General features: G+C 66.5%; 26 protein-coding genes and 1 riboswitch. Of the genes, 12 read left to right on the top strand and 14 right to left on the bottom strand.

Annotated elements, in window-relative coordinates:
• Positions 1–89: 89 nt before the first annotated feature.
• Positions 90–575 (bottom strand): S26 family signal peptidase, encoded by a 486-nt coding sequence (locus E1263_RS11760; protein WP_132167277.1) that lies wholly within the window; start codon positions 573–575, stop codon positions 90–92.
• A gap of 401 nt (positions 576–976) precedes the next feature.
• Here E1263_RS11760 and E1263_RS11755 point away from each other — a divergent pair, with 401 nt between their 5' ends.
• From E1263_RS11755 to E1263_RS11745, 3 genes are read left to right on the top strand one after another with little or no spacing between them, the layout of a single operon-like run.
• Entirely contained in the window at positions 977–1,525 is a 549-nt protein-coding gene (locus E1263_RS11755) for a MauE/DoxX family redox-associated membrane protein (RefSeq protein WP_132167276.1), read from the top strand.
• 14 nt (positions 1,526–1,539) lie between these two features.
• The gene (locus tag E1263_RS11750; protein WP_132167275.1) at positions 1,540–2,064 is read left to right on the top strand and encodes a TlpA family protein disulfide reductase; all 525 of its coding nucleotides are present in this window, start codon (positions 1,540–1,542) and stop codon (positions 2,062–2,064) included.
• Between the two features lie 2 nt (positions 2,065–2,066).
• Positions 2,067–3,872: an ABC transporter ATP-binding protein gene (locus E1263_RS11745; protein WP_132167304.1), complete on the top strand. Its 1,806-nt coding sequence runs from the start codon at positions 2,067–2,069 to the stop codon at positions 3,870–3,872.
• A 138-nt stretch (positions 3,873–4,010) separates the two neighbouring features.
• Here E1263_RS11745 and E1263_RS11740 read toward each other — a convergent pair whose 3' ends face one another.
• The 4 genes from E1263_RS11740 to E1263_RS42670 all read right to left on the bottom strand — a co-directional run bounded on the left by E1263_RS11740 (position 4,011) and on the right by E1263_RS42670 (position 6,000).
• Positions 4,011–4,361 carry a ribosomal maturation YjgA family protein gene (locus tag E1263_RS11740; RefSeq protein ID WP_132167274.1) on the bottom strand — a complete coding sequence of 117 codons (351 nt, stop codon included), beginning with the start codon at positions 4,359–4,361 and terminating at the stop codon, positions 4,011–4,013.
• Between the two features lie 114 nt (positions 4,362–4,475).
• Positions 4,476–5,297: an SAM-dependent methyltransferase gene (locus tag E1263_RS11735; RefSeq protein ID WP_132167273.1), complete on the bottom strand. Its 822-nt coding sequence runs from the start codon at positions 5,295–5,297 to the stop codon at positions 4,476–4,478.
• A 144-nt stretch (positions 5,298–5,441) separates the two neighbouring features.
• Positions 5,442–5,771, bottom strand: a complete 330-nt coding sequence (locus E1263_RS11730; protein WP_132167272.1) for a hypothetical protein — start codon at positions 5,769–5,771, stop codon at positions 5,442–5,444.
• 85 nt (positions 5,772–5,856) lie between these two features.
• Positions 5,857–6,000, bottom strand: a complete 144-nt coding sequence (locus E1263_RS42670; protein ID WP_165956583.1) for a GPGG-motif small membrane protein — start codon at positions 5,998–6,000, stop codon at positions 5,857–5,859.
• 218 nt (positions 6,001–6,218) lie between these two features.
• On the opposite strand from E1263_RS42670, the gene E1263_RS42665 reads away from it, so the two are divergent.
• Together E1263_RS42665 and E1263_RS11725 are read left to right on the top strand one after the other, a co-directional pair.
• Positions 6,219–6,395: a hypothetical protein gene (locus E1263_RS42665; RefSeq protein WP_165956582.1), complete on the top strand. Its 177-nt coding sequence runs from the start codon at positions 6,219–6,221 to the stop codon at positions 6,393–6,395.
• A gap of 112 nt (positions 6,396–6,507) precedes the next feature.
• Complete coding sequence (locus E1263_RS11725) at positions 6,508–8,763, top strand: rhamnogalacturonan lyase (protein WP_132167271.1); 2,256 nt, start codon at positions 6,508–6,510, stop codon at positions 8,761–8,763.
• Between the two features lie 70 nt (positions 8,764–8,833).
• Here the strand turns inward: E1263_RS11725 and E1263_RS11720 are convergent, their stop codons facing one another.
• The 3 genes from E1263_RS11720 to E1263_RS11710 all read right to left on the bottom strand — a co-directional run bounded on the left by E1263_RS11720 (position 8,834) and on the right by E1263_RS11710 (position 11,966).
• Entirely contained in the window at positions 8,834–9,703 is an 870-nt protein-coding gene (locus tag E1263_RS11720) for a metallophosphoesterase family protein (protein ID WP_132167270.1), read from the bottom strand.
• A 24-nt stretch (positions 9,704–9,727) separates the two neighbouring features.
• Positions 9,728–9,806, bottom strand: a riboswitch (ZMP/ZTP riboswitch).
• Positions 9,807–9,899: 93 nt separating this feature from the next.
• Positions 9,900–10,538 carry a tetratricopeptide repeat protein gene (locus E1263_RS11715; protein ID WP_202868838.1) on the bottom strand — a complete coding sequence of 213 codons (639 nt, stop codon included), beginning with the start codon at positions 10,536–10,538 and terminating at the stop codon, positions 9,900–9,902.
• A 12-nt stretch (positions 10,539–10,550) separates the two neighbouring features.
• The gene (locus E1263_RS11710; RefSeq protein WP_132167269.1) at positions 10,551–11,966 is read right to left on the bottom strand and encodes a DUF3558 domain-containing protein; all 1,416 of its coding nucleotides are present in this window, start codon (positions 11,964–11,966) and stop codon (positions 10,551–10,553) included.
• A gap of 112 nt (positions 11,967–12,078) precedes the next feature.
• On the opposite strand from E1263_RS11710, the gene E1263_RS11705 reads away from it, so the two are divergent.
• Positions 12,079–13,248, top strand: coding sequence for an InlB B-repeat-containing protein (locus E1263_RS11705; protein ID WP_165956581.1), 1,170 nt, complete (start codon positions 12,079–12,081; stop codon positions 13,246–13,248).
• A gap of 83 nt (positions 13,249–13,331) precedes the next feature.
• The gene (locus tag E1263_RS11700; protein WP_132167267.1) at positions 13,332–14,024 is read left to right on the top strand and encodes an alpha/beta fold hydrolase; all 693 of its coding nucleotides are present in this window, start codon (positions 13,332–13,334) and stop codon (positions 14,022–14,024) included.
• Here E1263_RS11700 and E1263_RS11695 read toward each other — a convergent pair.
• A complete protein-coding gene (locus E1263_RS11695; RefSeq protein WP_132167266.1) occupies positions 14,014–14,490 on the bottom strand; it encodes a nitroreductase family deazaflavin-dependent oxidoreductase in 477 nt (158 codons plus the stop codon). The genes E1263_RS11700 and E1263_RS11695 overlap by 11 nt on opposite strands.
• Before the next feature lie 169 nt (positions 14,491–14,659).
• On the opposite strand from E1263_RS11695, the gene E1263_RS11690 reads away from it, so the two are divergent.
• Entirely contained in the window at positions 14,660–17,557 is a 2,898-nt protein-coding gene (locus E1263_RS11690; protein ID WP_132167265.1) for a M36 family metallopeptidase, read from the top strand.
• 61 nt (positions 17,558–17,618) lie between these two features.
• On the opposite strand, the gene E1263_RS11685 is transcribed toward E1263_RS11690, so the two are convergent.
• On the bottom strand, positions 17,619–18,056 hold the full coding sequence (locus tag E1263_RS11685) for a hypothetical protein (RefSeq protein WP_132167264.1): 438 nt from the start codon (positions 18,054–18,056) through the stop codon (positions 17,619–17,621).
• Between the two features lie 37 nt (positions 18,057–18,093).
• On the opposite strand from E1263_RS11685, the gene E1263_RS11680 reads away from it, so the two are divergent.
• Positions 18,094–18,642, top strand: a complete 549-nt coding sequence (locus E1263_RS11680) for an RDD family protein (protein ID WP_132167263.1) — start codon at positions 18,094–18,096, stop codon at positions 18,640–18,642.
• On the opposite strand, the gene E1263_RS11675 is transcribed toward E1263_RS11680, so the two are convergent.
• Positions 18,553–19,200, bottom strand: coding sequence for a response regulator (locus E1263_RS11675; RefSeq protein WP_132167262.1), 648 nt, complete (start codon positions 19,198–19,200; stop codon positions 18,553–18,555). The two genes, E1263_RS11680 and E1263_RS11675, sit on opposite strands and share 90 nt — an antisense overlap.
• An 18-nt stretch (positions 19,201–19,218) precedes the next feature.
• Positions 19,219–20,400, bottom strand: coding sequence for a sensor histidine kinase (locus E1263_RS11670; RefSeq protein ID WP_132167261.1), 1,182 nt, complete (start codon positions 20,398–20,400; stop codon positions 19,219–19,221).
• A 174-nt stretch (positions 20,401–20,574) separates the two neighbouring features.
• Between E1263_RS11670 and E1263_RS11665 the strand changes: the two genes are divergently transcribed.
• Together E1263_RS11665 and E1263_RS11660 are read left to right on the top strand one after the other, a co-directional pair.
• On the top strand, positions 20,575–20,934 hold the full coding sequence (locus E1263_RS11665) for a DUF805 domain-containing protein (RefSeq protein WP_132167260.1): 360 nt from the start codon (positions 20,575–20,577) through the stop codon (positions 20,932–20,934).
• A 47-nt stretch (positions 20,935–20,981) separates the two neighbouring features.
• Positions 20,982–22,763, top strand: coding sequence for an alpha/beta fold hydrolase (locus E1263_RS11660; RefSeq protein WP_132167259.1), 1,782 nt, complete (start codon positions 20,982–20,984; stop codon positions 22,761–22,763).
• A 13-nt stretch (positions 22,764–22,776) separates the two neighbouring features.
• Here E1263_RS11660 and E1263_RS11655 read toward each other — a convergent pair whose 3' ends face one another.
• Together E1263_RS11655 and E1263_RS11650 are read right to left on the bottom strand one after the other, a co-directional pair.
• Entirely contained in the window at positions 22,777–23,229 is a 453-nt protein-coding gene (locus E1263_RS11655) for a multidrug transporter (RefSeq protein ID WP_238161190.1), read from the bottom strand.
• Between the two features lie 20 nt (positions 23,230–23,249).
• Positions 23,250–23,834 (bottom strand): TetR/AcrR family transcriptional regulator, encoded by a 585-nt coding sequence (locus tag E1263_RS11650; protein WP_132167258.1) that lies wholly within the window; start codon positions 23,832–23,834, stop codon positions 23,250–23,252.
• Positions 23,835–23,939: 105 nt separating this feature from the next.
• On the opposite strand from E1263_RS11650, the gene E1263_RS11645 reads away from it, so the two are divergent.
• Complete coding sequence (locus E1263_RS11645) at positions 23,940–24,905, top strand: ketopantoate reductase family protein (RefSeq protein ID WP_132167257.1); 966 nt, start codon at positions 23,940–23,942, stop codon at positions 24,903–24,905.
• Positions 24,906–25,268 lie beyond the last annotated feature (363 nt).

The raw sequence follows: 25,268 nt of genomic DNA, 5'->3' as shown, positions 1-25,268 counted from the left end.
CAGGCGAGGCCCATTTCCGGGCTTCGAAAAGTTTCGCGGCACTCTTCGATTCGGATCGAAGTGCTTGACAATTCGCGGGGAATTGCAAATCATTTCAGCCGGCGAATGACGAGACCGAGCACTCGCTCGGCGGGGACGAATCCGACGTGCCGTGAGTCGTAGCTTTGATCAGGGTTGTCACCGACGACCAGCAGACAACCTGGCGGCACCACGGTGCCGGCCGTGAGGCATCCGGCGCCCTCGGGCGGAACGACGTCCCCGGGCAGCGCGACGACCCGCTTGACGATCCAGCGACGGTCCAGCTCACCTGGTGATGCCGGCCCCGTTTGCCAAGGCGGTGGGTGAAGCTTACCTGCTGCCGCATGCGGCACAACCCCAACCGGATAAGGCGCTTCCAGTACGACGATGTCGCCGACCCGGAGTGGTCCGGACCTGCGCCACGCGAGCAGCCGATCACCGTCGGCCAGCGTCGGCGTCATGCTCTGCCCGGCCACGCGCACCAGGGCGAGCCGCCTACTCGCGGCGACCAGTCCTGCGGTCGCGAGGACGAGCGTGACGACGACTGCCGGGACCATGGCCGACACCATAAACGCTCGCGGGGCCGGATCCAGTCAAACCACTGCCATGGCCGGTTCCTGCCAGGATCGATGGCAATTACCTCTCGCCTGAGCGGACCGTCGTAAGTAATATCCAGCGAATTACCCGTCTCCGAAAAGAGGATTCATGCGGAATGCATTCCAACGCCTGGGCGATCGAATCATCAGCCGACTGGTTCCGGAGGTGACGGCGGAGGCCGGCGTGCAGGACACGACCCGGGACTGCGGCTGTTTCTGGGACTCGCCCGGCTACGTCCGGAAGCACAAGAGTTGCGTAGGAAGCGCCTGCGGGGCCTGTTACGTCGTCGGCGCCTGTTAGTTCCAGCTGATCGTAGTGCCGGTGGACGCACCGGCACTGCTCTGAACTCCAAGGGACGGCGATGGTCTACCTCTTACTCAGTTGCTGTCTCTGCCTGGCCTTCGTCTTCGGGCAATCCGCCGTGAGCAAGACGGGCTCCAAGGCGTTCCGGGACTTCGCCGGATCGGCTGGTCCGTTGGAGATTCTGCCGACCGGTCTGCGAGTGCCGGCTGCCGCGGGCGTTGTCGTGGCCGAGGTGACGCTGACCGTGGCACTACTGGTCGGAGCCTTCTCCGCTTCCTTGAGGTTTGTCGCGTCGGCCGGTTTCCTCCTGGCCGTGCTTCTCCTGCTGTCCTTCACCGCCGCCATCGTGGTGACCCTGCGCCGCGGGATTCGCAAGCCCTGCAAGTGCTTCGGCGCCGCGACCACCCCGCTGGGCCGCGCCCACGTCGTACGAAATGTTCTGTTGCTGGCGGCCGCTGTCGCAGGCCTCGTCGCGGGAGCAACGAGGCCTGAGTCGGTCGAGCCCGCAGGATTCGCTATCGCCGCTGTCGCCGGCCTGGTCGGCGGCTTGCTCGTCACGCGCTTCGACGATCTCGTCGAGCTGTTCGGTTCCCAAGCCATCGGTTAGCGAAGGAGAAGACGTTGGTCATCCTGACGGTCGCTGTCGTGCTGGTCGCGGCACTGGCACTGCTCAACCTGGTGATCAGTCTGGGTCTGGTCAAACGGCTACGAGTTCATGCCGACCACCTCACCAAGCTCGTCAACAACCAGAGCCCCAGCCGCGAGGTCGTCGGGGTTCCGCTCGGCACGCCAATCGCGTCCTTCACCGCGACCACGGTCGACGGCCTGGAGGTCGCACCCGCCGGGGGCATGCTGCTCGGATTCTTCTCCACCACCTGCTCGACCTGCGCCGAGAGCCTGCCGGGCTTCCTGACGTACGCCGAACCGCTCGGCCGCGAACGCGTCATCGCGATCGCAGCGGGCTACGAGCCGGCCTTGACCGAGATGACCGAGAAGTTGTCCAAGGTCGCCCAGGTCGTGATCGAGGCCGAGGACGGTCCGGTGGCGCGCGCGGTCGGAGTGAGCGCGATGCCGACGCTCGTGATCCTCGACGACAACCTGCGAGTGGCGTCGACCGGTTACCAGGCCGCCCAGCTGACATCGTGAGCATGCGCTCGGGCGCAGTCGCCTCACTCGCACTGGCCTGGCGAGCGGCTCCTGCGGCGTTCGCCGGATACGTGCTCGCGAGTATCGGCAGCGGTCTCGTGCCGGTCGCGGCGGCCTGGCTGACAAAGTTGGTGCTGGACCGCCTGGCCACCGGCGGCGGAGGCCTTGTGCTGCTCGCGATCGGACTGGCTGCGGCCGGCCTCGCACTCGCTGTGCTGGGCGAACTCATCCGCTACTTGTCTGCGGAGGTATCCCGCCGGGTCACCGTGCTGTCGCGCGATCGCCTGTACGGCGCCACGGATCGGATGACTGGTCTGGCGAATCTCGAGGACCCGGTCTTCCGCGACCGGATGCGGCTTGCCGAGCAGCACAGCCAGTCCGGGCCGGTGACCATTCTCGATGCATTGGTCGGCGGCCTGCAGTCGATTCTGACGCTGGCCGGCTTCACCCTCACGCTGATCGCGATCAGTCCCTGGATGGCGATCGTCGTACTGGTCGCTTCGGTTCCTGGGCTCTACGCCGAGCTGCAACTCAGCCGTCGGCGGGCCGAGCTGATGACCGGATTGAGTCCGACCGAGCGTCGGCAGTACTTCTACTCGGAGCTGATGACCGGGCTCGAAGCGGCCAAGGAGATTCGCCTACTCGGTCTGGGGCGGCTGTTGCGGCGGCGGATGCTCAGCGAGCTCCGTACGGCGAACGCAGCCAAGCGCCGGATCGACCGGCGCGACCTGCTGATCCAGGGCCTGCTCGCCGCCTTGGGTGCTGTCATCGCCGGGGCGGGTCTGATCTGGGCGATCATGGCCGCCGGTGCCGGGCGGATCAGCCTGGGCGACGTTGCGGTGTTCGTCGCGGCGGTGGGCGGCGTACAACTGGCGTTGTCGGCACTGATCGGGCGGCTCGGGATGGCGCACAATGCGCTGCTGATGTTCGAGCACTACCAGGCAGTGACGGAGGAACCCGCCGGGCTGATGGTCGCGGACGAGCCGATCGCAGCGCCGGAACTGCGGCACGGTATCGAGTTCCGGGACGTCTGGTTCCGGTACAGCGACGAGCACTCCTGGGCCTTGCAGGGCGTTGATCTGTTCATTCCATTCGGCCGCTCGACTGCATTGGTCGGGCACAACGGCGCTGGTAAGAGCACGATGGTCAAGCTGCTCTGCCGCTTCTACGACCCGACGCGTGGCGCGATCCTCTGGGACGGCGTCGATCTGCGGGAGCTCGACGTCACCGAGTTGCGCCGCCGGATCGGAGCGGTCTTCCAGGACTTCATGTGTTACGAGCTCAGCGCCGCCGAGAACATCGCGCTCGGCGAGATCGACGGCACCGACGAACTGCGCGCGGACAGTCGCCCGCGCGTGGAGGCTGCGGCCGGTCGCGCCGGGATCGGCGAGGTGCTCGCTGAGCTACCGCACGGGTACGACACGATGCTGTCGCGGATGTTCTTCGACCAAGCAGACAAGGACGATCCGGCCACCGGCGTACTGCTATCGGGCGGTCAATGGCAACGGGTCGCGCTGGCTCGAGCCTTCCTCCGGGATCGCCGCGATCTGCTGATCCTGGACGAGCCGACGTCCGGGCTCGATGCCGAAGCGGAGCACGAGATCCACACCAGCCTCGCCGCTCATCGCAGCGGCCGGACCAGTGTGCTCATCTCACACCGGCTGGGCGCCGTGCGCTCCGCCGATCGCATCGCGGTCCTGGTCGACGGCCGGATCGCCGAGCTCGGCAGCCACGAAAGCCTGATCACCCACAACGGCACCTACGCCCGTCTCTTCGAGCTCCAGGCAGCCGGCTACACAAAAACCTAGGGCGTTGCCGACCCCGCGCCCGGACGACCTTCGCCGAGCCCCCGCGGGTGGCTGGGGCGGACCTCCACCACTGTCCAACCCGTTCGTGAGTGACCCGGACAGGGCGCCCTGAGCGTGAACCGGGCGAGCCGGGCACCGTTAGACAGTGGTGGCGGTCCGCCGCCGGACGATCAACGCGCCGAGACCGGCGCCAACGACGTACCAGAAGAGGTCGGGTGCATTGAAAGTCGACCCCAGCACCAGATGGGCGAGGCCGCTGCGCGCGGAGAGCTCCGCGGGGATCCCGGTGAGCTGGAAGAACTCCACTGCCCAGCTGAAACCCGTAGCGACCACAGCTGCCCAGAGTGGGCGCAACCAGAACGACACCAGCGCATAGATCAGCGTAGTGTAGAGCGCGACCCCCGCGTACTTGGCGAAGTCACCACTCGCGAATGCCCGAACACCAAGACCCAACGCCAGCACGACGGGCACCGCGAGCCAAGGCCTCATCACGAAATCATGCCAGGCCGGTACCCGACCCGTTCCGGGCAATCACCGGGCTGAGCAGTTGGCGAGACTGCGCGGCCATGGTGAGGTCCTCACGCGCCAGCACGCGAAACCGAGTCAGCGGAGGCGAGCAACTCCGCCGAACTCGATCCACTCCGAGGTCTGTTGCTTGGGAGCGGCTTCGTCGTCGGGCCGCCAGGTGGAAACCTCTACGAGCCCCGGCTCGAGGATGTCCATTCCCTCGAACCACTCGGCCACGTCCTTCTCCTGCCGGACCCGGCCCCAGTTGCCGTGCGTTGCCTGGTCCATGAAGTTGGTGACGAAGTCGCGGATCTCGGGGTCCTCGCTGACCAGCTGGCACATCACCAGGTAACTGCCCGGAACCAGCCGCTCGGTGACCTGGCGGACCACGGCCGGCGGACCGTTGGTTTCGCTGTCCGGGATGCAGTGGAAGACCGAGTTGAACAGCACGCCAACAGGCTGGGAGAAGTCGATCAGGCGCTGGGTGTCGGGGTGGGCAAAGATGGTGTTGGTGTCGCGCATGTCGGCCTCGATGACCGTTGTGGTGCGCTCGTCTTCGACCAGCAAGGCCCGGCCGTGCACGCTCACCAGCGGGTCGATGTCGATGTAGACGACACGTGGGTCCGCAGTGACCTGTTTTGCGACCTGGTGCACGTTGTTCTGGGTGGGCAGACCGGATCCGTGGTCCACGAATTGCCTGATGCCGTGATCTTCTGCCAGGACCCGCACCGCGCGCTGCATGAATCGCCGGTTGTTGATGGCAAGTGCGCGGGTGCTGGGGACGACTTTGTCCAGTTCTTCGACGGCCGCCCGGTCGGCGGCGAAGTTGTCCTTGCCGCCGAGATAGTAGTCGTACATGCGCGCCGCTGTCGGAATGGAGGTGTTGAACTTCGCCGGAGGCAGATCGTCAGGCTGCATAGTCTTCCCAAGTTCCGAGCCGAGTCGAGCGGTCGCCCGACCGAAGACACATTACCGGGAAGAAAGAGCGGGCGACCGGCGGGCCATGGTGAGCACTGAGTCCTTGACGCAGCAGCTAAATCGATGGCATCAGCTGCCCTTCCGTCAGAAACCCAAGGATGCCAGCAGCTCCAGCACCTCGGGGTCGGACGCCGTCACCTCCAGATGGCAACTGGCCGACCAGCAGCGGCGCTCAGCCACGTCCAGGACATGCGGCAGCACTTCGTGGCCCACCGGACCGAGTCCGGCCTCGAGAGCGATCACGACACAGCGAGTACGCCGATCGCACGCATCCACCAGTAACTCGCGAACCGCAGCCGACACCTCCTCGGTCAACTGCGTAGTGACGACAATCCGCACCCGAGCACCTGCACGCTCCAGACGCACCCCCGGATCAGCCACTTGCCCGGACATTTCATGTTCAAGAATCGTCATCGACCCCGACCTCCGCCATTGCATGCCAAACCCGCCCCTGCCTGACGAGTCGTCTGCCAGTACCCACGGCATGCGGTCATGACTCCTAGGTGAAGATGCTGACGCCGCCCGGGCCTACCAGCAGGCCGACCACGATCAGCACGATCCCCCAGGTCAAGGCGCCTCGGACGATCGAAACGATTCCGGAGATCACCAGGATCGCTGCGATGAGCCACAGCAGGAACATCATCAGATACACCCCTTCGCTCAAGCCGGTAGCCGTTCTACCAGCGGGCCCCGTGATCGACGGTCCGGTACCCGGGTCCATGCGTGATTCGGAGGTGGGTACCGGCGATCACGGGATCCCGAGCTTCATTGCGGTCGCGTGAAGATGCGGAGTCCCTGTAACGAACGCTTGAACTCCAGTGATGGTGCAAGCGACAGCCCCAACGGCAGGTCGGGATTGACTTGTTCAACGAGACCAATGAGCCAAGCCGGACCGGCACCACCACCGGTCACGACTTCGTCACCGATCCGGGCGACGGCCTGCTCTACTGCACGCAGTGCCCGATGGTCGCCTACGACCTCACCGACGCCTCCACCGAACTGGAGTGCCCCCTCCCCCTGGAGACCTGGTCCGCCTAGGACCTTGAGGATCATCGCGACCGATTGCGGACACGAGCGTCGACAGGTTGCGGGCGGCAGACTACTTTCCCTGGAAAGCGCTTGCCATCGCCCTCGCTTCGAAGGATCCGCCATGACCTTCCGCCGAGCCGCCGCTCTTGTCCTCGCCGCCCTGCTCGCGGCCACCGCCACCACCGGTACGACGTACGCGCGGCCGCCTGCCTCTAATTCCGGTCCCCACCTCGAGAAGCTCGATCGCGGCCTGGTCGCGACCACCACCAGCGAGGGCGTCTTCCTCAGTTGGCGACTGCTCGGCAAGGAAGCGACCAGCAGGACCGACCACGGCCTGGCCGGAACCGACTTTGCCGTTTACCGCAACGGCAAACGCCTCACCACAGTCACCGACAGCACGAACTACCTCGACAAGGCCGGTACGCCGACCTCGCAGTACCGGGTGGTGTCTTTGGTGAATGGCCGCGAGCGGGATCGCAGCGACTACGTCACCCCGTGGTCCGGCGGTTACCGCGAACTGCCGCTCCGCAAGCCCGCCGACGGCGTCACTCCGGCAGGTGAGGCGTACACCTACTCCGCCAACGACATGAGCGTCGGCGACGTGGACGGCGATGGTGAGTACGAGTACGTCGTGCTCTGGAATCCGTCGAACTCCAAGGACGTCTCGCAGATCGGCTACACCGGCAACGTCTACATCGACACGTACAAGGCTGACGGCCGACTGCTGCACCGACTCGACCTTGGGGTGAACATCCGGGCCGGAGCGCACTACACGCAGTTCATGGTCTACGACTTCGACGGTGACGGCCGCTCCGAGATGATGCTGAAGACCGCGCCTGGCACCAAGACGACGAGGTACACGAAGTCGGGCGAGATCAGCTCCGAGCGCTACATCACCATGCCGGCCGCGGACCGTCGCGCGGGCTACAGCAACCAGGACGACTACCGGGTCAGCAAGACCGGCTACCACGACCACCTAGTCGCCATGTTCCAGAAGTGGCAGGACCAGCCCGATGTGAAGCGCGGGCAGTGGCCTGCGACATTGGAGGCCGCCTTCGGCATCGCACCGCGGTACCAGTACCCGCTCAACCGTGCTGACGCTTCGGCGCTCGTCGACTACTTCATGGACGTGTACGCCCCCAGCCGCAGCACGCGCAACCAGCTCCGCAACTTCGAGGGCTTCATCCTGCGCGGTCCGGAGTACCTGTCAGTCTTCGACGGCCTGACCGGCCGCGAACTCCAGACGACCCACTACGAACCCGGACGAACAGACGACGGCCTCCGCTGGGGCGACTACGCGATGGCCCGGATCGAACCCGGCAACCGGGTGGATCGCTTCCTGGCCGGCGTCGCCTACCTGGATGGGAAGCACCCCTCGGCGGTCTTCGCCCGCGGCTATTACACCCGTACGACGATTGCCACGTACGGCTGGAATGGCCGCAAGCTCACCAAGGGCTGGGCCGTCGACAGCGGCTGGACCCCGATGACGAACCCCTTCAACGACGGACCGCACGGCCGGGACGGCACTGACCCGCAGTACGGATCCATTACTACACAGGGATTCCACTCACTGAGTGCGGCGGACGTGGACAACGACGGGAAGCAGGAGATCGTCTACGGCTCCGCAACGATCGATGACGACGGCAGCCTGCTCTACAGCTCGAAAGACGTGATGCCGCCGGGCAGTGCGACGCCTGGTGAGGTCGCTCGACTCGGCCACGGCGACGCCATGCACGTGACCGACATCGACCCGCAGCGCCCCGGCCAGGAGATCTTCACGGTGCACGAGGGCGGCACCTACGCGCCGTACGGGTATGCCCTCCGTGACGCGGCAACGGGCAAGACCATCTACGGCGAGTACTCCGGCAAAGACACCGGGCGCGGCATGATCGGCGACATCGTCCCGGAGGAACCGGGACTCGAGACCTGGGCCATGCGACTCCGCACCGCCGACGGCGACGCTCTCGGTACGGCGTTCCCCGGGACCAACGCCAGTATTCGCTGGGCGGCCGACATGACCACGCAGATCGTCGACGGCGCCATCGACGTCACCCCGAGCATCAAGGACTGGCGCCGCGGCACGTTGCTGACGGCCGATGGGACGCGAACCAACAACTACACCAAGGGCAACCCGTCCCTGGTAGCGGACATCCTCGGCGACTGGCGCGAGGAGCTCCTGGTCCGCACTGTCGACAGCAGCGCGATCCGCATCTACCTGAGCACCGAAGTCACCAACCGCAAGCTCTACACGCTGATGCACGACCCCCAGTACCGCGTGGAGGTCGCACGACAGAACACGACCTACAACCAGCCGTCGTACACCAGCTTCTACCTGGCCTCCGACCTCGACTGGTCAAAGGTCCCACTCGTGAGATGAGCCCTTCACCCGCACCACGCCCGCATTGGGTCGTCTGCCCTGTAGGCAGTTCACCGCGCTGCGCGAGCTCTCACGCCGGGACGTGAACGCCGGTCAGGGGGTCATAGGCATAGACCTCTGTGCCGGCATCCCGGGCGCGGGCATGGAGAACGTGAAACATGGGATCGGACGGGCCGCCGAGGTCGACGACTGAGGCGCCGGCGCCGAGGACTCCGCGGGCGAGCGCCGGCGGAGCGGTGAGGTCTATTCGGGTGATCACTCCGGGGGTCACCCAGACAGGCGTCTGGCCCAGCCTTCCGGTGAGCTGGTGGTGCAGGTGACCGCACAGCACTGCGTGCACGTCACTGCGCGCCAGCGCATCACCCAGCTCCTCGGGTTGTTGCAGGACGACCGACTGCATGAAGGCGATGGCATCCAGTGACACCGGCGGGTGGTGGAGTACGACGATCGACCCGGACGGGGCGGGGGTTGCCAGTTCGGCGGTCAGCCACTTCAGTTGTTCACGACCCAGCTTCCCGTGGGCTGAGCCGGGAACGAGGCTGTCCAGCGTGATCACGCGGAGTCCCTTGACCTCGCTGACCGCGGCGACAACGTCGTCGAGTTCGGCGGACCGACCGATCGGTAAGCCGTCCGGGCCGAGGTGTCCGCAGCCGAGGGCGGCGGTGAATCCGTCGCGGCGGTCGTGGTTGCCGGTGCTGTAGATGTGCGGGATCCCTCGCTCTGCGGCGAACTCACCGACCAGATCACGAACCGCGATGCACCCTTCCTCGGAGCCGTCGTCGGCGATGTCTCCGCTGACGACCACCAGGTCCAGCTGCGGGACCAGCCGGAGGTCGTGAAGGAGCCCACGGAGCGCGGTGACACCGTCGACGCCGTCCTCGTCCGGGCCGGTGCGACTGACATGGGTGTCGGACAGATGTAGAACACGGTGACGGGCCATGGCACAACTCCTAGATATCGTTGCCCTAGGCACCCAGGCGGTCGATGCCCGTCTCGTCACTCCCCGGTGGTCGCACCCACCCTCGCCAGTCGTGTACTCCGAGCCTATCCGGCCCCACTCGCGTCTGCGAGCAATATCCACTTCTGCACTCACGAGGTCTCGCCCCGGGAGCCGCTAGGGCTAGCGGCCCGGCAGCTCAGAGTCGTCCGCGGGCGGCCGTTAGCTGGTTGGTGATTGTGCTGGCGTTGGCTGATGCAGCGAGTGTGGTTGCCTCGGCGAGGAGAGATTCGGCGTCTGCATGTCTGCCCTGGTCGATGGCTAGGTGGATGAGGCCTACTTGGTTCGCAGCCACTCCTGCGGTGAACCCGAGCGAGCGGCGGAGTTGGGTGGACTCCCCCAGGAGTCGCGCTGCTTCGTCGGCCCGGCCGGCGCGGTGGGCTGCGATGCCGAGGTGCCGGAGGGCATAGGACAAGATCAGCTGGTCGCCGGTCTGGCGAGCCAGCGCAGCGGACGACTCCAGTGCTTCCTGTGCCGGCTCGGCGTCATCACGGACGACCTGGTGGAAACAGCCGATCCAGAACAGTGCCTCAGCCCGGCCCCGCTCATCGCCCAATGCGTCGTACAGCTCGAGCGCTCGCCGGAACAGCTCCAGCTCGCGCGGGTCCTCCTGGCCCGGGCCATCAAGGAAGCGTCCGTGCAGAAGCTTCCCTCGAGCCACCGCCAACTCGGCCTCGGCTGCGTCCAGTTGGCGATCCGCCGCGAGCAACCCGTCCGTCTCGCCTTGGAAAATCGCTCGCTCGTACTGGTCGCCGGCATACCTCACACGCTCATCCACGGATTACCTGCCTCAGTTCAGTTGTTGGACGATGGCTGGGATCAGTGATTCGAGCTTGGCCAGTACGGCGGCATCTTCGGGGGCCGGTGTTGGGCCTTCCTTGGTCGTGAAGAAGTCGTACTCGATGGTGAGCTGGCTTTTCGCACCCAAGCTGATCCGGAAAACGTGGCTGTCGCCGTAGCCCCGGCTCTGCTCGGCGGGATGTCCGGCGATCGTGAGTGCACGCTGCGGATCGGCGTGGAAAGCATCGCCTGAGCTGCTGATCACTACCTTCAAGCGGTCGCCGCCTTCGAGGAAATGGCAGCGGTGGTCCGAGACCACCGGCTTCAGTCGCTCGCCGAACCGTTCGCGCACCGGCTCGACCGCGATCGCGCAGAGCACATGGGGATCGGCCTGGGCCTTGGCGTTCAGCTCGGCAGCCTTCGGCTTCTCTGCGGAGGTGTACGGCTCGCAGAGCTTGAAGTCCACCCGGAACTCGACGAACGCACATCCGCCGGGCGCGGCCTGCTCCGGTTCGTTCGGGCGAAAGTACAGCGGCGACTGGACCTGGCTGGCTGGTCGCGGCGAACGGAGCAGACCGGTCACGGCGGTGGCGAGCTTGGTCGCTTCCGGGCAGGTCGGAGCTGTCAGGACGATCTGTTGGTACGCCGGACGAGGGCGCGGAAGCCCGGTGGGTCCATGGTCCATCGTGAGCACGCACTCAACGCTCGATGGCTTCAGTCCAGCGGTCCGGCCGGCGACGGTTACCCGCTCGGGGTAGTCCTTGGGGTCGAACGCGACAACGCCGTACGGCAACCGAAGCTTGGCCTTGCCGACCACGTCACAGCTATCCAGCGCCTGCGGCCACGGCATGTACTCCAGGCCGAGCGCTCGTCCCAGCAGACTGCACGCATCCCATCGGCCGAGCCCGCGGCCCGGTTTCTCGAGCAGCGGAACGGCAGCGGCGGCGAAGGCGCGGACCTGGCCGCACTTCACCTTGGTGGGCAGCTCCTGACCGCGATCCTCGAACTTGATCGCGTGCCGGAAGCTGACCGGGACAACCAGCTCGCACTTTCCGTTCTGCAGCAGGTAGCCGACCGCCTTGCCAAGGATCAGCCGCTCGCGGCCGCGCCACCGCTCACCCCCGTCAAAAGAAGTCAGCAGGTCAACCTGTACCGATCCCACCCGATCGCCGTGGACCACGCAGGTCGACGGAAACGGCTGCAAGAACGACTTACCAACCACATAGCCGGGTGCTTTGGCGCGCGCCGGGTCGATCAGCGTGCAGGGATCGATACGACTCAGTGCTGCGAGCACCGCGCCGAGATCGCGATCCGGATTCGGCGGCACCGCAGACCGCTTCGGCCCAGGGGGCGACTCGTCTCCCGTACTGCAACCGCCGACGACGAGCAGTGCCATCACCACAACGATCCGGGCCAGTGCGCGCATGGCCGAGACCGTAGCAGCGGTGAGGGCTAGGAACGATGATGACCTTGCGTGCGTCTTATCGTGCGTTCCAGTGCGTGCTTCACAGGGAAGCACGCATCGTAAAGGGGGCTTCATGCTTGCTCGGTACGGAATCGGCCGGTTGTCGCGGACGGTGGTTGCGCTCGGCGCTGCTACCGCGCTCACGGTCGCCGGCACGGTGACCGCGACCGCCGCGTTGCCGAAGGTCACCGGGCCGACCTTGGCGGGGACTGCCAAGCCGACGTCCGCCAAGTACACAGCACTCAACGGTGGCGTCACCGACGGCACCTACTGGTACGCCGTCGTCACGGAGCACGCCAAGTCGGGTACGAAGGTCTACGACTCCAACCAGCTGATCAAGACCAAGCTGTACGCGAGCAGCCCGACCAAGATCGCAACCTTCCGGATCCGCTCCGGTCACCAGACGAACCTGCTCGGGCACGGCAACGACATGGCCTACAACGCCGACACCAAGCGGTTGATGATCCCCGCGTGGACCAACGACGACTCGGTCCAGGGCGCTACCCAGGGGCGGGCGATCCGGGTCGTCAACCCCGGCACGCTCGCGATCGAGAAGACCGTACTGTTGCCGCATACAACGACCGGGCTCTGCTACGACACGGTCAACAACCGGTACGCCGGCGGAACGCTGAACCAGTACTACTCCTACGACAGCGCGTTCAAGCAGACCGGGAAGTCGGCGAAGTTCGCGATGACCGGCCTCGGGCAGGGCATCGACTGCGACCAGAGCTACATCTACGTGATCACCAGCCCCAAGGGCGCGCAGAAGACCAACAAGATCTTCGTCTACAACTGGTCCTTCAAGCTGGTGCGCACCTACGAGCACGCCTCCGGCGCCGAGAGCGAGCACCTCACCCACCAGAGTGGCACCTACTACCTGGGCTTCAACACCGGCGCCGGCAAGCTCTACCGCCTGGACAACTTCCAGTTCACGGTGACCTACGCCGCCGCGGGTGGCACCGGCTCGATGCCCGCCACCGTGGTGCTCTACGGCCGGTCGACAGCCCTGCGGACGAACGCTTTCAAGCGCACCGGCTACACCTTCACAGGCTGGTCCGCGAAGCGGTCCTACGACAACAAGACCCGCTACCAGAACCCGAAGGACACCAGCAAGACCGGCTGGTACGCCGCCGGCAAGCAGCCGAGCGGCTGGAAGCCGTACCTCTACAAGAACGGCGCGGCCGTGCTGCACACCACCCCGCGCGGAGCCGTCGCCCTCACCGCCGCCTGGCGCAAGGCGTAAACGGACGGGCATGAGATGCCGCCGCTCCGGGCGTGACGCGCGACGAGGCGCGTGCGGCGGCGTCCTGTGTCAGCCTGGCTGACATGAGTTCGCTGGTGTTGCTGCATGGGCTTGGCGCTACCGGGCGGGTCTGGGACGGATGCGCGCAGCCGCGGGTGGCGCCGGATCTGCCGGGACACGGGCGGGCGGGCGCGTTGGCGCGGTACACGTTCGAGACGATGGCCGCCGGCGTTGCCGAGCGGTTACCGGTACGGCGAGGGCTGGTTGTCGTCGGACACTCGCTAGGCGGCGTGATCGCGCTCGAGCTGGCCAGCGGGCGGTACGGCGTACAGGTCGACCGGGTGATCGCCCTTGGTGTGAAGGTGTCGTGGACCGACGACGAGTTGGCCAAGGCGGCTGCGTTGGCGCAGAAGCCAGTCGCATGGTTCGACAGCCGGGACGAAGCAGCGGCGCGCTATCTCAAGGTGTCCGGCCTGCAAGGGCTCGTCGATCCGGCGGACGACTCGCTGGACGACGGGTTGATGGAGGTCGACGGGCACTGGCGGCTCGCGATGGATCCGGCCACCTTCGGAGTCGGCGCGCCGAAGATGGCCGAGCTGATCGCCGCGAGCCAGGCGGACGTCGTCCTCGCGCGCGGAGAGCTCGACCCGATGAACACTGACGCCGAGCTGGCCGCACTCCACGATCAGGTCGTCACGCTGCCCGGCCTCGGCCACAGCGCCCACGTGCAGGATCCGTCAGTTGGCCGCCTCCTCTCGATGAACGTCAGCCCGTGACCGCTCCGGATAGGAAGAACACCGGGATCGTGCGGCTCGTGCGGGCGGCGTACCGGGCGTAGTTCGGCCAGGTCTTGAGCATGTGCTCCCAGACGACCTCCCGCTCTTCGCCGGTGATCTCCCGCGCGGTCGCTTCGTACTGCTCGGCGCCGACGGCCACGGTCACTCGGTCGGCGGCGCGCACGTTCACCACCCAAACGGGTGCCGTCGAGCCGCCGAAGTTGGAGCCGGCGATGAGGTACCCGTTGCGGTAGGGCACGCAGAGCAGCGGGGTGGAGCGTGGAACGCCGGACTTGCGGCCAACGACGGTGAGCATCAGGTTCGGCAGCCCGGCCATCCGCAGGATCGACCAGTGCCCGCGGGTGACCCGGTGGATCCGCTTGTCCAGCCAGGTGATCTGCGGCAGGAACTTCGGCATCCAGGTCAGCGAGCCGATCTTGATCGCCAGCGGTGTCAGCATGCCCATCCAGCGAGGCTAACCCGAGGTGGCGCTTTGAGCTCGATCTCGGAGGACAACCCTCGGCTCCGCGACATTCCGGGGAAATCTCTTCCCTGGGGTAGTCGCCCCGCTTAAGGTCGGGCAGCGGACGGATCGCGGAGGGCGATCCGCGCTGACGACTTCCTGGAGTGTTGCTGTGAGCACATCACCTGGACGGCGGAGGCTGCTTGCAGTCACCGCGGTCTCTGCCACCGCCCTGCTGGCTGTGACCGCTGCCGGAGGCGCCGCCACCGCAGCGCCGACTGCCGGGCCTGGCGAAGGCAAGGCGGCCGAGAACACGCTGAGCAAGGAGCGGAAGGGCAACTACGACGCCCGGACGCCGAACGCGAAGACGACCTACAACCGCGCTGCCAAGGTGGCCGGCCAGGAGTCGACCGCGTCGAAGAACTTCCGTGACTCGCTTGGCATCCAGGGCGTCGTCGATCTGGACCCGAACACCGGCACCCCGTCTCAGGTCACGAAGCTGAACGGCTTCCTCACTGGTCGCAGCGGCAAGAAGGCGCCAGATGTTGCGCTCGCTTATGTGAAGGCGCACCCGGAGGTCTTCAAGCTGACGACCGCCGACCTGGCGACGCTGAAGCTGCGCAAGGACTACGTCGACGACCTCGGCACTCACCACATCTTCTGGTCCCAGGTGGTCGACGGGATCGAGGTCTTCGGCAACGGCATCAAGGCCAACGTCACCAAGCACGGCCAGCTCATCTCGATCATGGGCTCGCCCGTGGCCGGGTTGACCAGCCAAGCGCAGGCTCGCTCGGCCGCTCCGGCGCTCTCGGCAGACGAGGCGCGGGCCAAGGCCGCCAAGGACCTCGACGGTACGGCGAAGTCGGCGACCGCGAAGTCGTCCGGCAGCACGGTGATCTGGAGCAACGGTGATCAGGCCAAGCCGGTCTGGTTCCACACGGCCGACGGCCTGCGCAAGGGCTGGTCGACGTACGTCAATCTTGGGGGCACCAAGGTCTACACGCACGTCATCGACGCGCAGACCGGCGGCCTGCTGTACCGCAAGGACCTGAACAGCGAGGCGACCGGCGACGCGCTGGTCATCGACAACTATCCGGGCGCGCCCAGCGGCGGCAAGCAGCGGGTCGAGAACCTGATCTACAACAAGTGGCTGCCGAAGAACGCCAAGAGCCTGCTGGACGGTACGTCGGTCTCGGCCTTCGCCGATGTGAACGACGACAACAAGCCGAACGCGGGCGAGACCGTCAAGGTCCCGGGCACCAAGACCGGCGCGGAGTACAAGCTGGTTCCGTTCAGTAGCAACGCGTTGTGTTCGCCGACGACCGTCTGCACCTGGGATCCGGCCAAGCCGGACTCGTGGAAGACGAACATGAACGAGGATGTCACCAACGGCTTCTTCCTGGCCAGCAACTTCCATGACTGGCTGGCCAAGCCGCCGATCAGCTTCACCAAGGCGGCCGGCTCGTTCGACGCCGACGGCGGCGACCCGGTGCTGCTGAACTCAATCGACGGCGCCGCGACCGACGCGAACGGCGGCCCGGACGCGAACCACATCAACAACGCGAACATGAGCACGCCGCCGGACGGCATCGCGCCGACCATGCAGATGTACCTGTTCGGCAGCCCCGGCGACGACGCGACCGTGGCGACCAGTTCGTCGAACTCGGCCGAGATCCTGTACCACGAGTACACCCACGGCCTGTCGAACCGCCTGGTCGTCGACGCCACCGGCAACTCGACGCTGAACAGCATCCAGGCCGGCTCGATGGGTGAGGCCTGGAGCGACTTCTACGCGCTCGACTACCTGGCCTCGCACAACCTGGAGAAGGACACCGTCGCCAACGGCGAGATGCGGATCGGCCGCTACGACACCGGCGGCGGCACCATCCGCACAATGCCGAACGACTGCCGGGTCAAGGCCAAGGAAGCGGCCTGCGTCGGCATCGACGGCTCGCAAGGCGGCTACACGTACGGCGACTTCCCGACCATCGGTGGTTCCCCCGAGGTCCACTCGTCCGGCGAGGTCTGGGCCCAGACGCTGTGGGATCTGCGGGAGCGCTTCGGTCACAAGTACGCGCTGACCCTGATCACCCGCGCGATGGAACTGTCGCCGGCCGACCCGACGATGCTCGATATGCGCAACGCGATCGTCCAGGCAGACCTGGTCGCCAGCGGCGGCAAGAACGCCGGCATCATCTGGCAGGTCTTCGCCAACCGCGGCATGGGCTGGTACGCCGGTGTCATCGACGGCGGCGACGCCTTCCCGGCCGAGGACTTCCACAAGCCGCCGACAGGCAAGACCACCACGCTGACCGGCACCATCACCGACAAGGACACCGGCAAGCCCATCGCGGGCGCGCTCGTCTACATCGGCGGCCAGGCGTCCGGGTTCGCGGGCGGCTACACGGCAACCACCAACGCCGCCGGCAAGTACACGATCACCAACGTTGCTCCGGGCACCTACCCGAAGTTCGTCGTGGCCTCGCCCGGCTTCGAGCTCGCCGTCAACCCCGTCACGGTCAAGGCCGGCGCCACCGCCAACTACGCCGTACGGCGGAACTGGGCCGCTGCCTCAGGTGGTGGCACCATCGCCGCCTTCACCGGACCGGACTTCAGCGACAACAACTGTGGTCCTAGCGGCGCGATCGACAACGCCCAAGGCACCGGCTGGGGCAGCACCACCGGTGACGACGACGGTACGCCGACGGGCGTGATGATCCCGAAGCACATCGACATCAAGCTCCCGTCGAAGCTGGCCACGATCGACTCGTTCAAGGTCGACCCGTCCAACGTCTGCGGTGACCCGGGCAGCTCGTCGACCGGCAAGTACCGCATCGAAACGTCCGCCGACGGCACCACCTGGGCCACCGCCCAGGAGGGTGAGTTCACCGCCGCCAACCGCGGCAAGTACAACCTGCTCACCCCGACCGGCAACGCGACCGGCGTTCAGTACGTGCGGTTCACCATGCTGAGCCCGCAGGTTGCGAACTTCCCGACCGCCTGCCCCGGCCCGTTCGGCGGCTGCCAGTACACCGACATGACCGAACTCCAGGTCTTCGGCAAGAAGTAGGAGAAGGCCGGCCGGGCACCAGCCCGGCCGGCCTCTTTCACGTCGCCCACAGCCCAGTTGGTTAGCCCAGCGCCGCGAGCACGACGACCAGCACGCTGACGGCAACGACGGCGCCGATCAACCCGATCAGGAAGCCGCTGCCCTTCCGCTTCACCTTGCTGTGGCCGATGCTCCCAGTGGTGAACTGGTGGTACGGCGCCGCGTAGAACACCGGCACCGCCTGATTCGGCTGCACCGTAAAGTCCAGCGCCGCCTGGCCGAAGTCGCGCATCCACTCACAGTGGACATCGACGTGCAGCGGTCCGGCGAACACCGGGATGTCGTTGCGGCCGTACTTCGCCTGCACCGGGTAGCCGTTCAGCCGCACCTTCGGCGGGATCATGCTGCTCGTCATGATGTTGCCCTGGATGGTCAGCTGCAGCATCCCCATCGGAGCCTGCGGCTGGTACTGCTGCGGAGCCTGCGGCTGGTTGGGCGGCGGCTGCTGCTGGTAGCTCATGCGGCCTAACGATAGAGCGTGATGGGACACTTGTCGGGTGGCGATCGATCGGACCGACCCGACCAAGGTGCTGGGGCGCCGTCTGCTCCACCTGGTGATCGACGGTTTGCTGGTCGGTACGGCGGCCCTCTTGCTCGGCGCAGCGGTATTGCTCGCGCTGACCGTCGGGCTGGCGCACTGGATCGATTTCGGCGCGGCCTTCGTGGTCGGCATGGTCTTTTGCCTCGCCGTGGCGCTGTTGGGGCCGCTCGTCAACGAGGTGTGGATCCCCCACAAATCCCGTGCCGGCGCCTCGCTCGGCATGCGGATCACCGGTATCCGGGTGATCATGCTGGACGGCAGCAAACCGCCACTGAAGGCGTTCGCGCTGCGCTACGTACTGATGGTCGTCGACGGCATGCTCTGGGGCCTGGTCGGGATCGTGGTGATCCTTCGTACTCCCCGGCGGCAACGCGTCGGCGATCTCGTCGCAGGCACGGTCGTGGTGCGGACCGGCTCAGTCGACGAGCCGGTTCTCCCAGGCCCAGATGGCGATCTCGGTGCGGTTCCGCAGCCCAAGCTTTCGCTGGACGCTCCCCAGATGTGACTTCACGGTCGACAGCGAGACCACCAACTCACCACTGACCTCTTCGTTGGTCCGGCCTCGAGCAATAGCCTGTACGACGTCCATCTCGCGGTCCGTGAGCGGGTTGTCGACCAGCGGCGCCGGGGCGGCGCTGCGGGCGAAATGCTCGATCAGGCGGGTCGTGATCGATGGAGATGCCAGCGACTCCCCGTCCGCGGCCGCCTGCACCGCCTCGACCAGCAACCCCGGCCCGGCGTCTTTGAGCAGAAACCCACACGCGCCGGCCCGGAGCGCGGCGTACACGTTCTCGTCGACACCGTAGGTCGTCACGACCACCACGCGCACCGGGTTCTGCACCCCAGGCCCTGCCAGCAGCCGAGTGGCTTGAATGCCGTCGATCCGCGGCATCCGGATATCCATCAGTACGACGTCAGGTCGCAACTCCCGGCTCAGTCGAACAGCTTCCTCGCCGTCGGCTGCCTCGGCAACGACCTCGAAACCGGGCTCGGCGGCAAGAATCATCCGGAAGCCCACTCGGACCAGCGCCTGGTCGTCCGCGATGAGGATTCGGGTCACCATCGGGTACTCCTGTTCTGGTCAGAAGATCTCGGGCAGGGGCAACCGTGCAGCCACTCGCCACTTGTCGGGCCCGTCCGGACCGGCAGCCAACGAGCCGCCGACTGCCTCCGCACGCTCGGTCATCCCCACCAAGCCATAGCCATCGCCTCGAACCTTATCCGGCACTGCCCGGTTGACGACGTCCACCAGCACTGCCGCGGTGAAGCCGCGTCGCTCCAAGACCGCCGAGACCTCGATCGTGCCGCCCGCCAGGCCGTGGCGGCGAGCATTGGTGAGTGCCTCGCGGACCAGGCGATGTGCGGCACCGACCACCTCCGGCGGGATCGGCGCCAGATCGATGTCGTCGGCAACAGTTAGCCGGACCTGCCGGTCGTCGCCACAGGCCTCGCCCAGCGCCCGCCGCAGATCCGGTCTGGCATCGCCCGTCCCGGACTGATCGGTGCGCAACATCCCGACCATGCCACGCATCGCCGTCAGCGCTTCGCCGCCGGCCTTCTCGATCTCGGTAAAGACGTCCAGATCCTGACGCTGACCCTCCGGTGCCCGCGACGCGACCACCCGAGCGCCCTGAGCCAGTACGACGATGCCGGTGACGTGATGGGCGACGAAGTCGTGGAGCTCGCGCGCCAGGACCAGCCGTTCGGCTGCCCGCACCGCAGCCAGATCCCCCGCACGCCGCTGCTCCGCATCACGCAGTACCAGCCCCGTACCGACGCTGCCGCCCCACAACAAAGCAGCCGGTACGGCGGCCAGCGCCCACTGCGAGTCGATCCCGTACCGCAACAACGGGGCGAGCGTCATCGCCAACCCGGCCAGCAAGGCCAGCGGACCGACCGTACGAGCGGGAAGTCTGTGACAGGCAGCACCGACCAGAAGGGCCAGCGCGATGGCCTCCGTGAAAGACGGCCACGGTGCCTGCGGTGAGCCCACGATGGTTCCGGCCAAGCTGAGACCGCTGACCAGCAACGAGGCCGAGGCCACGCCGAGGATCAGCAGCGCGACTCGGTCGAATCTGCGACGCAAGACCGCGAGGACACCGATGCCAACGCCGAGCGCCGGAGCGAAGGCGCTGAGGACGGATCCGATCAGGCCGTTGCCATCGGCATCCGGCAGCGGCGTGAACACCAGGTCGGCCACGATCGCCGCCGCCACGATCACGATCTCCGCTATCAGCGGCGCACGGCGCCGGGAACCAGGCATACCCCCAGCATGCCTTGTTGTGCACCCCAAACACCTCAAGCCTGCGACTACACCCCACCTCAACCGAAAGGACTAGACGGTACGGCGAAGTTCACCCCAATGGTCATCCCGGCAGCCGGCTCCGTCGCCATAGCTTCAGGTCATCAGCAGCAACTAGGAACCGGAGCCCCCGCCATGCAGTCGATTCTCGTCCCGTTCAAGAAGTACGCCGTCTTCACCGGCCGCGCCCGCCGGAAGGAGTTCTGGCTCTTCACCCTGGGCACGCTGGTCGTCCTGACGGTGCTCTCCCTGCTCGACCAGGCCCTCGACACCCCCGGTGACGACCTCGGTCTGCTGTCCGGGATCTTCCTGCTCCTGATCCTGGTCCCGAACCTCGCCGTGACGGTACGGCGATTCCACGACGCCGACCGGAATGCGGCGTGGCTGCTGCTCTGGCTGATCCCGTTCTTCGGGCAGGCCGCGACGCTGCTGCTCAACCTGCAGAAGGGCACCGACGGCGGCAACCGCTTCGGCCCGGACCCCAAGACCATCTGACCTCCTCCAACTCAGTCCGACTCCGCCAATTTGTCAGGAAGACGCCCATGAACAAGCTGAGAATCAGTGCCGCCGTCGCAATCTCTCTGTCGCTGGTCGCCGTTATCGCGCCGACCGCTACCGGCCAGGTCGCCAAAGCTGCGCCACCGCCCGTTGCGAAGTACACCGGTCAGAAGCTGGCCTGGCAGAAGTGCTCGTTCGATACCGGCGGGGTCAAGACGCTCTGCGCGTTGATGACCGTGCCGCGCGACTGGGCCAACCCGGCCGCCGGCCCCGACCTCAAGGTGTACGTCAGCAAGGTCGTTGCCACCGGCGACAAAGACGACTACCAGGGCGTTCTGCTCACCAACCCGGGAGGTCCCGGCGGACAGGGCACCTCGCTCGCCTCCGACATCGCCGGATTGCAGCCGGCCCTGAACGCGAAGTACGACATCCTCGGTATGGACCCGCGTGGCACCGGCCAGTCGGGCGCGAAGGGTGCGGCCGGTCTCGGTATCACGTGCGATGTTCCCGTCAGCCGCCTGCCGAAGGGGCCGCTCGACGCCCGTGACCGCTCCGCGAAGAGCATCGCGGACCACCAGCAGACACCCCGCGCCATCGCCGAGGCCTGTCAGAGCCTGGCCGTCTCGCCGTACATCACCACCTGGCAGACCGCCCACGACATGGACCTCATCCGGCAGTTGTCCAAGGCAACCAAACTCAACTACGTTGGCTACTCCTACGGAACGTGGCTCGGCGCCAAGTACGCCTCGCTCTTCCCCACCACCACCGGCCGGATGGTCCTCGACTCCAGCATCGACTGGCAAGGCCGCCTGCAGGCCGGCTTCGAAGACTTCCCCCGGATCGGCCAGCGCCAGACCGACACGGCCTTCCTGGGCTGGTTGAACCGCGCGCAGCCTGACGTCTTCGGGAAGACCCCAGCCTCCGCACGCAAGGTCATCGAAGCCGGCCGCTCGAAGGCGGTTGCCGCCGGTCTCGACCCCGACTCGTACGACGCTCTGTTCGCAGGCAACGGCAGTCCCATCGGCTGGATCTTCACCTTGCTCGCCTTGGTGGCGATCACTTCTCCCGAGAAAGAGGTCCCGGCGAAAATCGCGGCACTGCCCGCGGCTGTCCGTGCTCAGGCTGACCGAGTGTCACTCGAACGCCTCGGCGTCCGCGCGGCCAAGGTGACCACCAAGGTCCTCGTCGCCAAGCGCCTCGGCGAGGGCGAGCAGGAGAGCGACTACGTGCAGCTGCCGCTGACCCGGTTCGCTGTTGCCTGTAACGACCAGCCCACCAAGACCACCGGCTGGTACAAGCAGCTCAGCGATCGCCAGGGACCGAAGTACAAGGACTTCGGTTGGCAGTACGGTCTCAGCGAGGCCTGCGGCCCGTGGACCGACGAGCCCCTGCAGAAGCTCCCGAACCTGCCCGCTTCGGTCCAGAAGAACGTCCTGCTCGTCCAAGGCGAGCTCGACCCGCAGACGGCGTACGAACAAGCCATGGCCGCCGCCAGTAAGGCGCCCGGCATCAGCGTCCTCCGCGTCGACGACTCCCCGTTCCACGGCCAGTACGCCACTCAGGACAACCCCTGCGTAGACGGCGTCATCAACACCTACCTGCTGCACGGATCAACCACCCCCAACAGCATCTGCCCCTCGGTCCCGCTCCTCGGTGACACCAAGGTCTACCCGGTCCGCGGCCCCGTGGACGCCTTCCTGAACGCCAACAAGCGCTCAGCCAAATCCCTCGCCGCACCCAAGGCATCCACCACAACCGACGACCAGGCCCGCCGCGACCTGGCCGACCGAATCTCCCAAGAAAACGACATCCTCCCGCTGCGCTAACCCCCACCACTGCTCACGACGTACGGCGAAGGTCGCGCCACAGATGCGCACGAGCGAGCCGGCCGGTCCGCGACAAGCGGGCCAGTTCGGCTCGGTTGTCGTACATGAGTTGCCAGTGGAAATAGTTGACGTACTCCGCGGCCGCAAGGACCCACAGAACGACTCCGGCGGCGTACCCGGACACACGTCCGGCAAATCCGATGCCGACCAGGATCCCCGCGATAACGACCACCGCCGCACACAGAAACCGCAGTCGCCGGAAGACCACGCGATAGCGCAGTTGGGACTGGCCAGCGCGGACCTGCCGAAGCTTCACAACCCAGTACGACGCTCCAACCGCGAGCAGGAACGCGGTTGCGCCGTACCCGGCGACGTTGGCGACCGTGACCGGCGCGTCGGCAACACCGAACACCACCCAGCCGATGAGCGCAATGTTGAAGATCTCCAGGATCGCCAGCGTGCGCATTCTCGAGCTGAGTCGCCGCATCATCGTGGTGCTGGCGGGCGCAGTCCGTCGAGGACGAGGGTCATGAGGCCGTCGGCCTCGACGCGCCAGCCGGGCCGGTCGTGGGCAGCGCCGATGCCATGCAGCGCCATCATCACTGAGCCAGCACTGACGTCCTCGCGGATTGCTCCCGCATCCGCGGCAGCAGAGACCAGGCTGGTGACCGCCTGCTCCATCAGCTGGCTACCCTCGGCCTGTGCGCTCGGGCTAGAGGCCATCAGCGTCGCCAGTGTCCGGGCGAGCCCGTGATGGGCTTCGATGTGGTCGAGCATTCCGCGCAGAAAGGCGGCCAAGGCCTCCGCCGGCGGCAGCGTCACCTGCAGCTCCCGAGCACGGTCTGCCAGCGTCGAGACCTCCCCGCGGTAGACCGCCTCGGCGAGCGCCTCGCGGGTGGGGAAATGCCGGTAGAGCGTGCCGGTGCCCACACCGGCCAGACCGGCGAAATCATCGAAGCGCAGGTCGAAGAAGCCTCCGGCATCGAAGACCGCCCGGGCCGCTGCGACCAGGGCATCCCGATTCCGTCGAGCGTCAGCGCGCAAGGGCTTGTCCCCCTCCCGAGAAGCCATGCGGAGATCATCTCCGGTTAGAGGCTGATTGACAAGTGGAGATCATCTCCATATCGTCCAACTGGAGACAACCTCCACTTACCCGCCCGCTCAGAGAGGTGCCGCATGAAGGTCCTGATGTTCGGCCGCGGCGTGATCGCCACGATCTACGGCTGGACCCTCGCCCAGGCCGGACACGACGTCGAGTTCTACGTCCGCCCCGGCCGCGCGGCGACGTACGGAGACACGATCAGCCTCGACCTGCTCGACACCCGGCACAAGATCCGGGGCGAACGCATCCTCGAGACCTGGCCGGTGCGCTACCGCGAAGACCTCGAGCCGGACCACGACTTCGACCTGATCGTGCTGAGCGTGGCTCACTACCAATTGCCGGAAGCAACCACTTTCCTGGCCCCGCGCGTAGGCAACGCCACCGTTCTGGTCTTCGGCAACATCTGGGCCGATCCCCTGACCGCGATCGGCGACCTCCCGATCGACCAGATCGCCTGGGGCTTTCCCCAAGCCGGCGGCGGCTTCGGCCCGGACGACACACTCCGCGGCGCCCTGCTGCGATCAGTCATCTTCGGCACCATCGACCGCCCCCTGACCAACCGCGAACTCGCCGTACGGCGAACGTTTCGCGAAGCGGGCCTACGCATCAACGAGAAAACCAACCTCCGCGGCTGGCTATGGATCCACTTCGTGTCCGACACAGGCCTCTTCGCCCAAGCCGTGCGCATCGGCTCGCTAGCCGACCTGGCCGGCTCACCGAAGGAGCTGCGCCAAGCAATCCTGACCGCCAGGGAACTCCTACCGCTCCTCGAAGCACGCGGAGTAGACCTACGCGAACACCGAGCAAACCTGCTGCAATTCCGCCTGCCCGCTTGGCTGACAAGCTCCCTGCTAGCGGCGCTGACCAAACACATCGCACTAATCCGAATGAGCTTCGAAGCCCACTCCGACCCCCACGCCCAGGAGCCGCGAGAAGTCTGCCGCGACACCCTGACCGAAGCCCGCCGCCTAGGCATCCCCACCCCACACCTAGAAGCCGCAGAACCCCACTTCGCCCACGACAGAATCCGTCAGCGCTGATCCCGGGCACCACCCCGCCGACATCCGAAGAACCGAGGTACACGATCGGCGTGTTTCAGACGCCAGCGGTCATTGAGGCCGGTGGCGCGGCACGGCGGGGAGTTCTACCCGTCGATCCCGGTTCATTTTGCTCCCCAGCCCAGCCGAACGACCACGTGCGTCAGTTCGGCACCGCAACAACGTCCGACACCCACGCCGGCGGATCCTGACCGGAAACAGGTGCTGGTGGGATGCGCGAGATAGGTGTGACGATTCGCGGTCCTCCGGACGTCATCGCCGTGACGGCGGACGCCGGCGATCAGGTACTGATTGGGGTGGGATTTGGGGAGCAGAGCTAAACCGGTTCGGGGAGCGAAACGAACC

It is taken from the genome of Kribbella antibiotica, from assembly GCF_004349055.1.
Lineage (GTDB): Bacteria > Actinomycetota > Actinomycetes > Propionibacteriales > Kribbellaceae > Kribbella > Kribbella antibiotica.
The sequence above is the reverse complement of the archived record's forward strand: the minus strand, read 5'-3'. Positions and strand labels throughout refer to the sequence as shown.

What these genes read in the sequence shown, in the direction of transcription:
- E1263_RS11670 (WP_132167261.1), bottom strand. Translation starts at nt 20,400, where the DNA reads ATGCCTGGTTCCCGGCGCCGTGCGCCGCTGATAGCGGAGATCGTGATC.
- E1263_RS11760 (WP_132167277.1), bottom strand. Translation starts at nt 575, where the DNA reads ATGGTCCCGGCAGTCGTCGTCACGCTCGTCCTCGCGACCGCAGGACTG.
- E1263_RS11685 (WP_132167264.1), bottom strand. Translation starts at nt 18,056, where the DNA reads ATGAGCTACCAGCAGCAGCCGCCGCCCAACCAGCCGCAGGCTCCGCAG.
- E1263_RS11735 (WP_132167273.1), bottom strand. Translation starts at nt 5,297, where the DNA reads ATGCAGCCTGACGATCTGCCTCCGGCGAAGTTCAACACCTCCATTCCG.
- E1263_RS11720 (WP_132167270.1), bottom strand. Translation starts at nt 9,703, where the DNA reads ATGGCCCGTCACCGTGTTCTACATCTGTCCGACACCCATGTCAGTCGC.
- E1263_RS11710 (WP_132167269.1), bottom strand. Translation starts at nt 11,966, where the DNA reads ATGCGCGCACTGGCCCGGATCGTTGTGGTGATGGCACTGCTCGTCGTC.
- E1263_RS11655 (WP_238161190.1), bottom strand. Translation starts at nt 23,229, where the DNA reads ATGCGCACGCTGGCGATCCTGGAGATCTTCAACATTGCGCTCATCGGC.
- E1263_RS11725 (WP_132167271.1), top strand. Translation starts at nt 6,508, where the DNA reads ATGACCTTCCGCCGAGCCGCCGCTCTTGTCCTCGCCGCCCTGCTCGCG.
- E1263_RS11645 (WP_132167257.1), top strand. Translation starts at nt 23,940, where the DNA reads ATGAAGGTCCTGATGTTCGGCCGCGGCGTGATCGCCACGATCTACGGC.
- E1263_RS11660 (WP_132167259.1), top strand. Translation starts at nt 20,982, where the DNA reads ATGAACAAGCTGAGAATCAGTGCCGCCGTCGCAATCTCTCTGTCGCTG.
- E1263_RS11740 (WP_132167274.1), bottom strand. Translation starts at nt 4,361, where the DNA reads ATGAGGCCTTGGCTCGCGGTGCCCGTCGTGCTGGCGTTGGGTCTTGGT.
- E1263_RS11705 (WP_165956581.1), top strand. Translation starts at nt 12,079, where the DNA reads ATGCTTGCTCGGTACGGAATCGGCCGGTTGTCGCGGACGGTGGTTGCG.
- E1263_RS42670 (WP_165956583.1), bottom strand. Translation starts at nt 6,000, where the DNA reads ATGATGTTCCTGCTGTGGCTCATCGCAGCGATCCTGGTGATCTCCGGA.
- E1263_RS11730 (WP_132167272.1), bottom strand. Translation starts at nt 5,771, where the DNA reads ATGACGATTCTTGAACATGAAATGTCCGGGCAAGTGGCTGATCCGGGG.
- E1263_RS11755 (WP_132167276.1), top strand. Translation starts at nt 977, where the DNA reads ATGGTCTACCTCTTACTCAGTTGCTGTCTCTGCCTGGCCTTCGTCTTC.
- E1263_RS11700 (WP_132167267.1), top strand. Translation starts at nt 13,332, where the DNA reads ATGAGTTCGCTGGTGTTGCTGCATGGGCTTGGCGCTACCGGGCGGGTC.
- E1263_RS11745 (WP_132167304.1), top strand. Translation starts at nt 2,067, where the DNA reads ATGCGCTCGGGCGCAGTCGCCTCACTCGCACTGGCCTGGCGAGCGGCT.
- E1263_RS11665 (WP_132167260.1), top strand. Translation starts at nt 20,575, where the DNA reads ATGCAGTCGATTCTCGTCCCGTTCAAGAAGTACGCCGTCTTCACCGGC.
- E1263_RS11650 (WP_132167258.1), bottom strand. Translation starts at nt 23,834, where the DNA reads ATGGCTTCTCGGGAGGGGGACAAGCCCTTGCGCGCTGACGCTCGACGG.
- E1263_RS11695 (WP_132167266.1), bottom strand. Translation starts at nt 14,490, where the DNA reads ATGGGCATGCTGACACCGCTGGCGATCAAGATCGGCTCGCTGACCTGG.
- E1263_RS11675 (WP_132167262.1), bottom strand. Translation starts at nt 19,200, where the DNA reads ATGGTGACCCGAATCCTCATCGCGGACGACCAGGCGCTGGTCCGAGTG.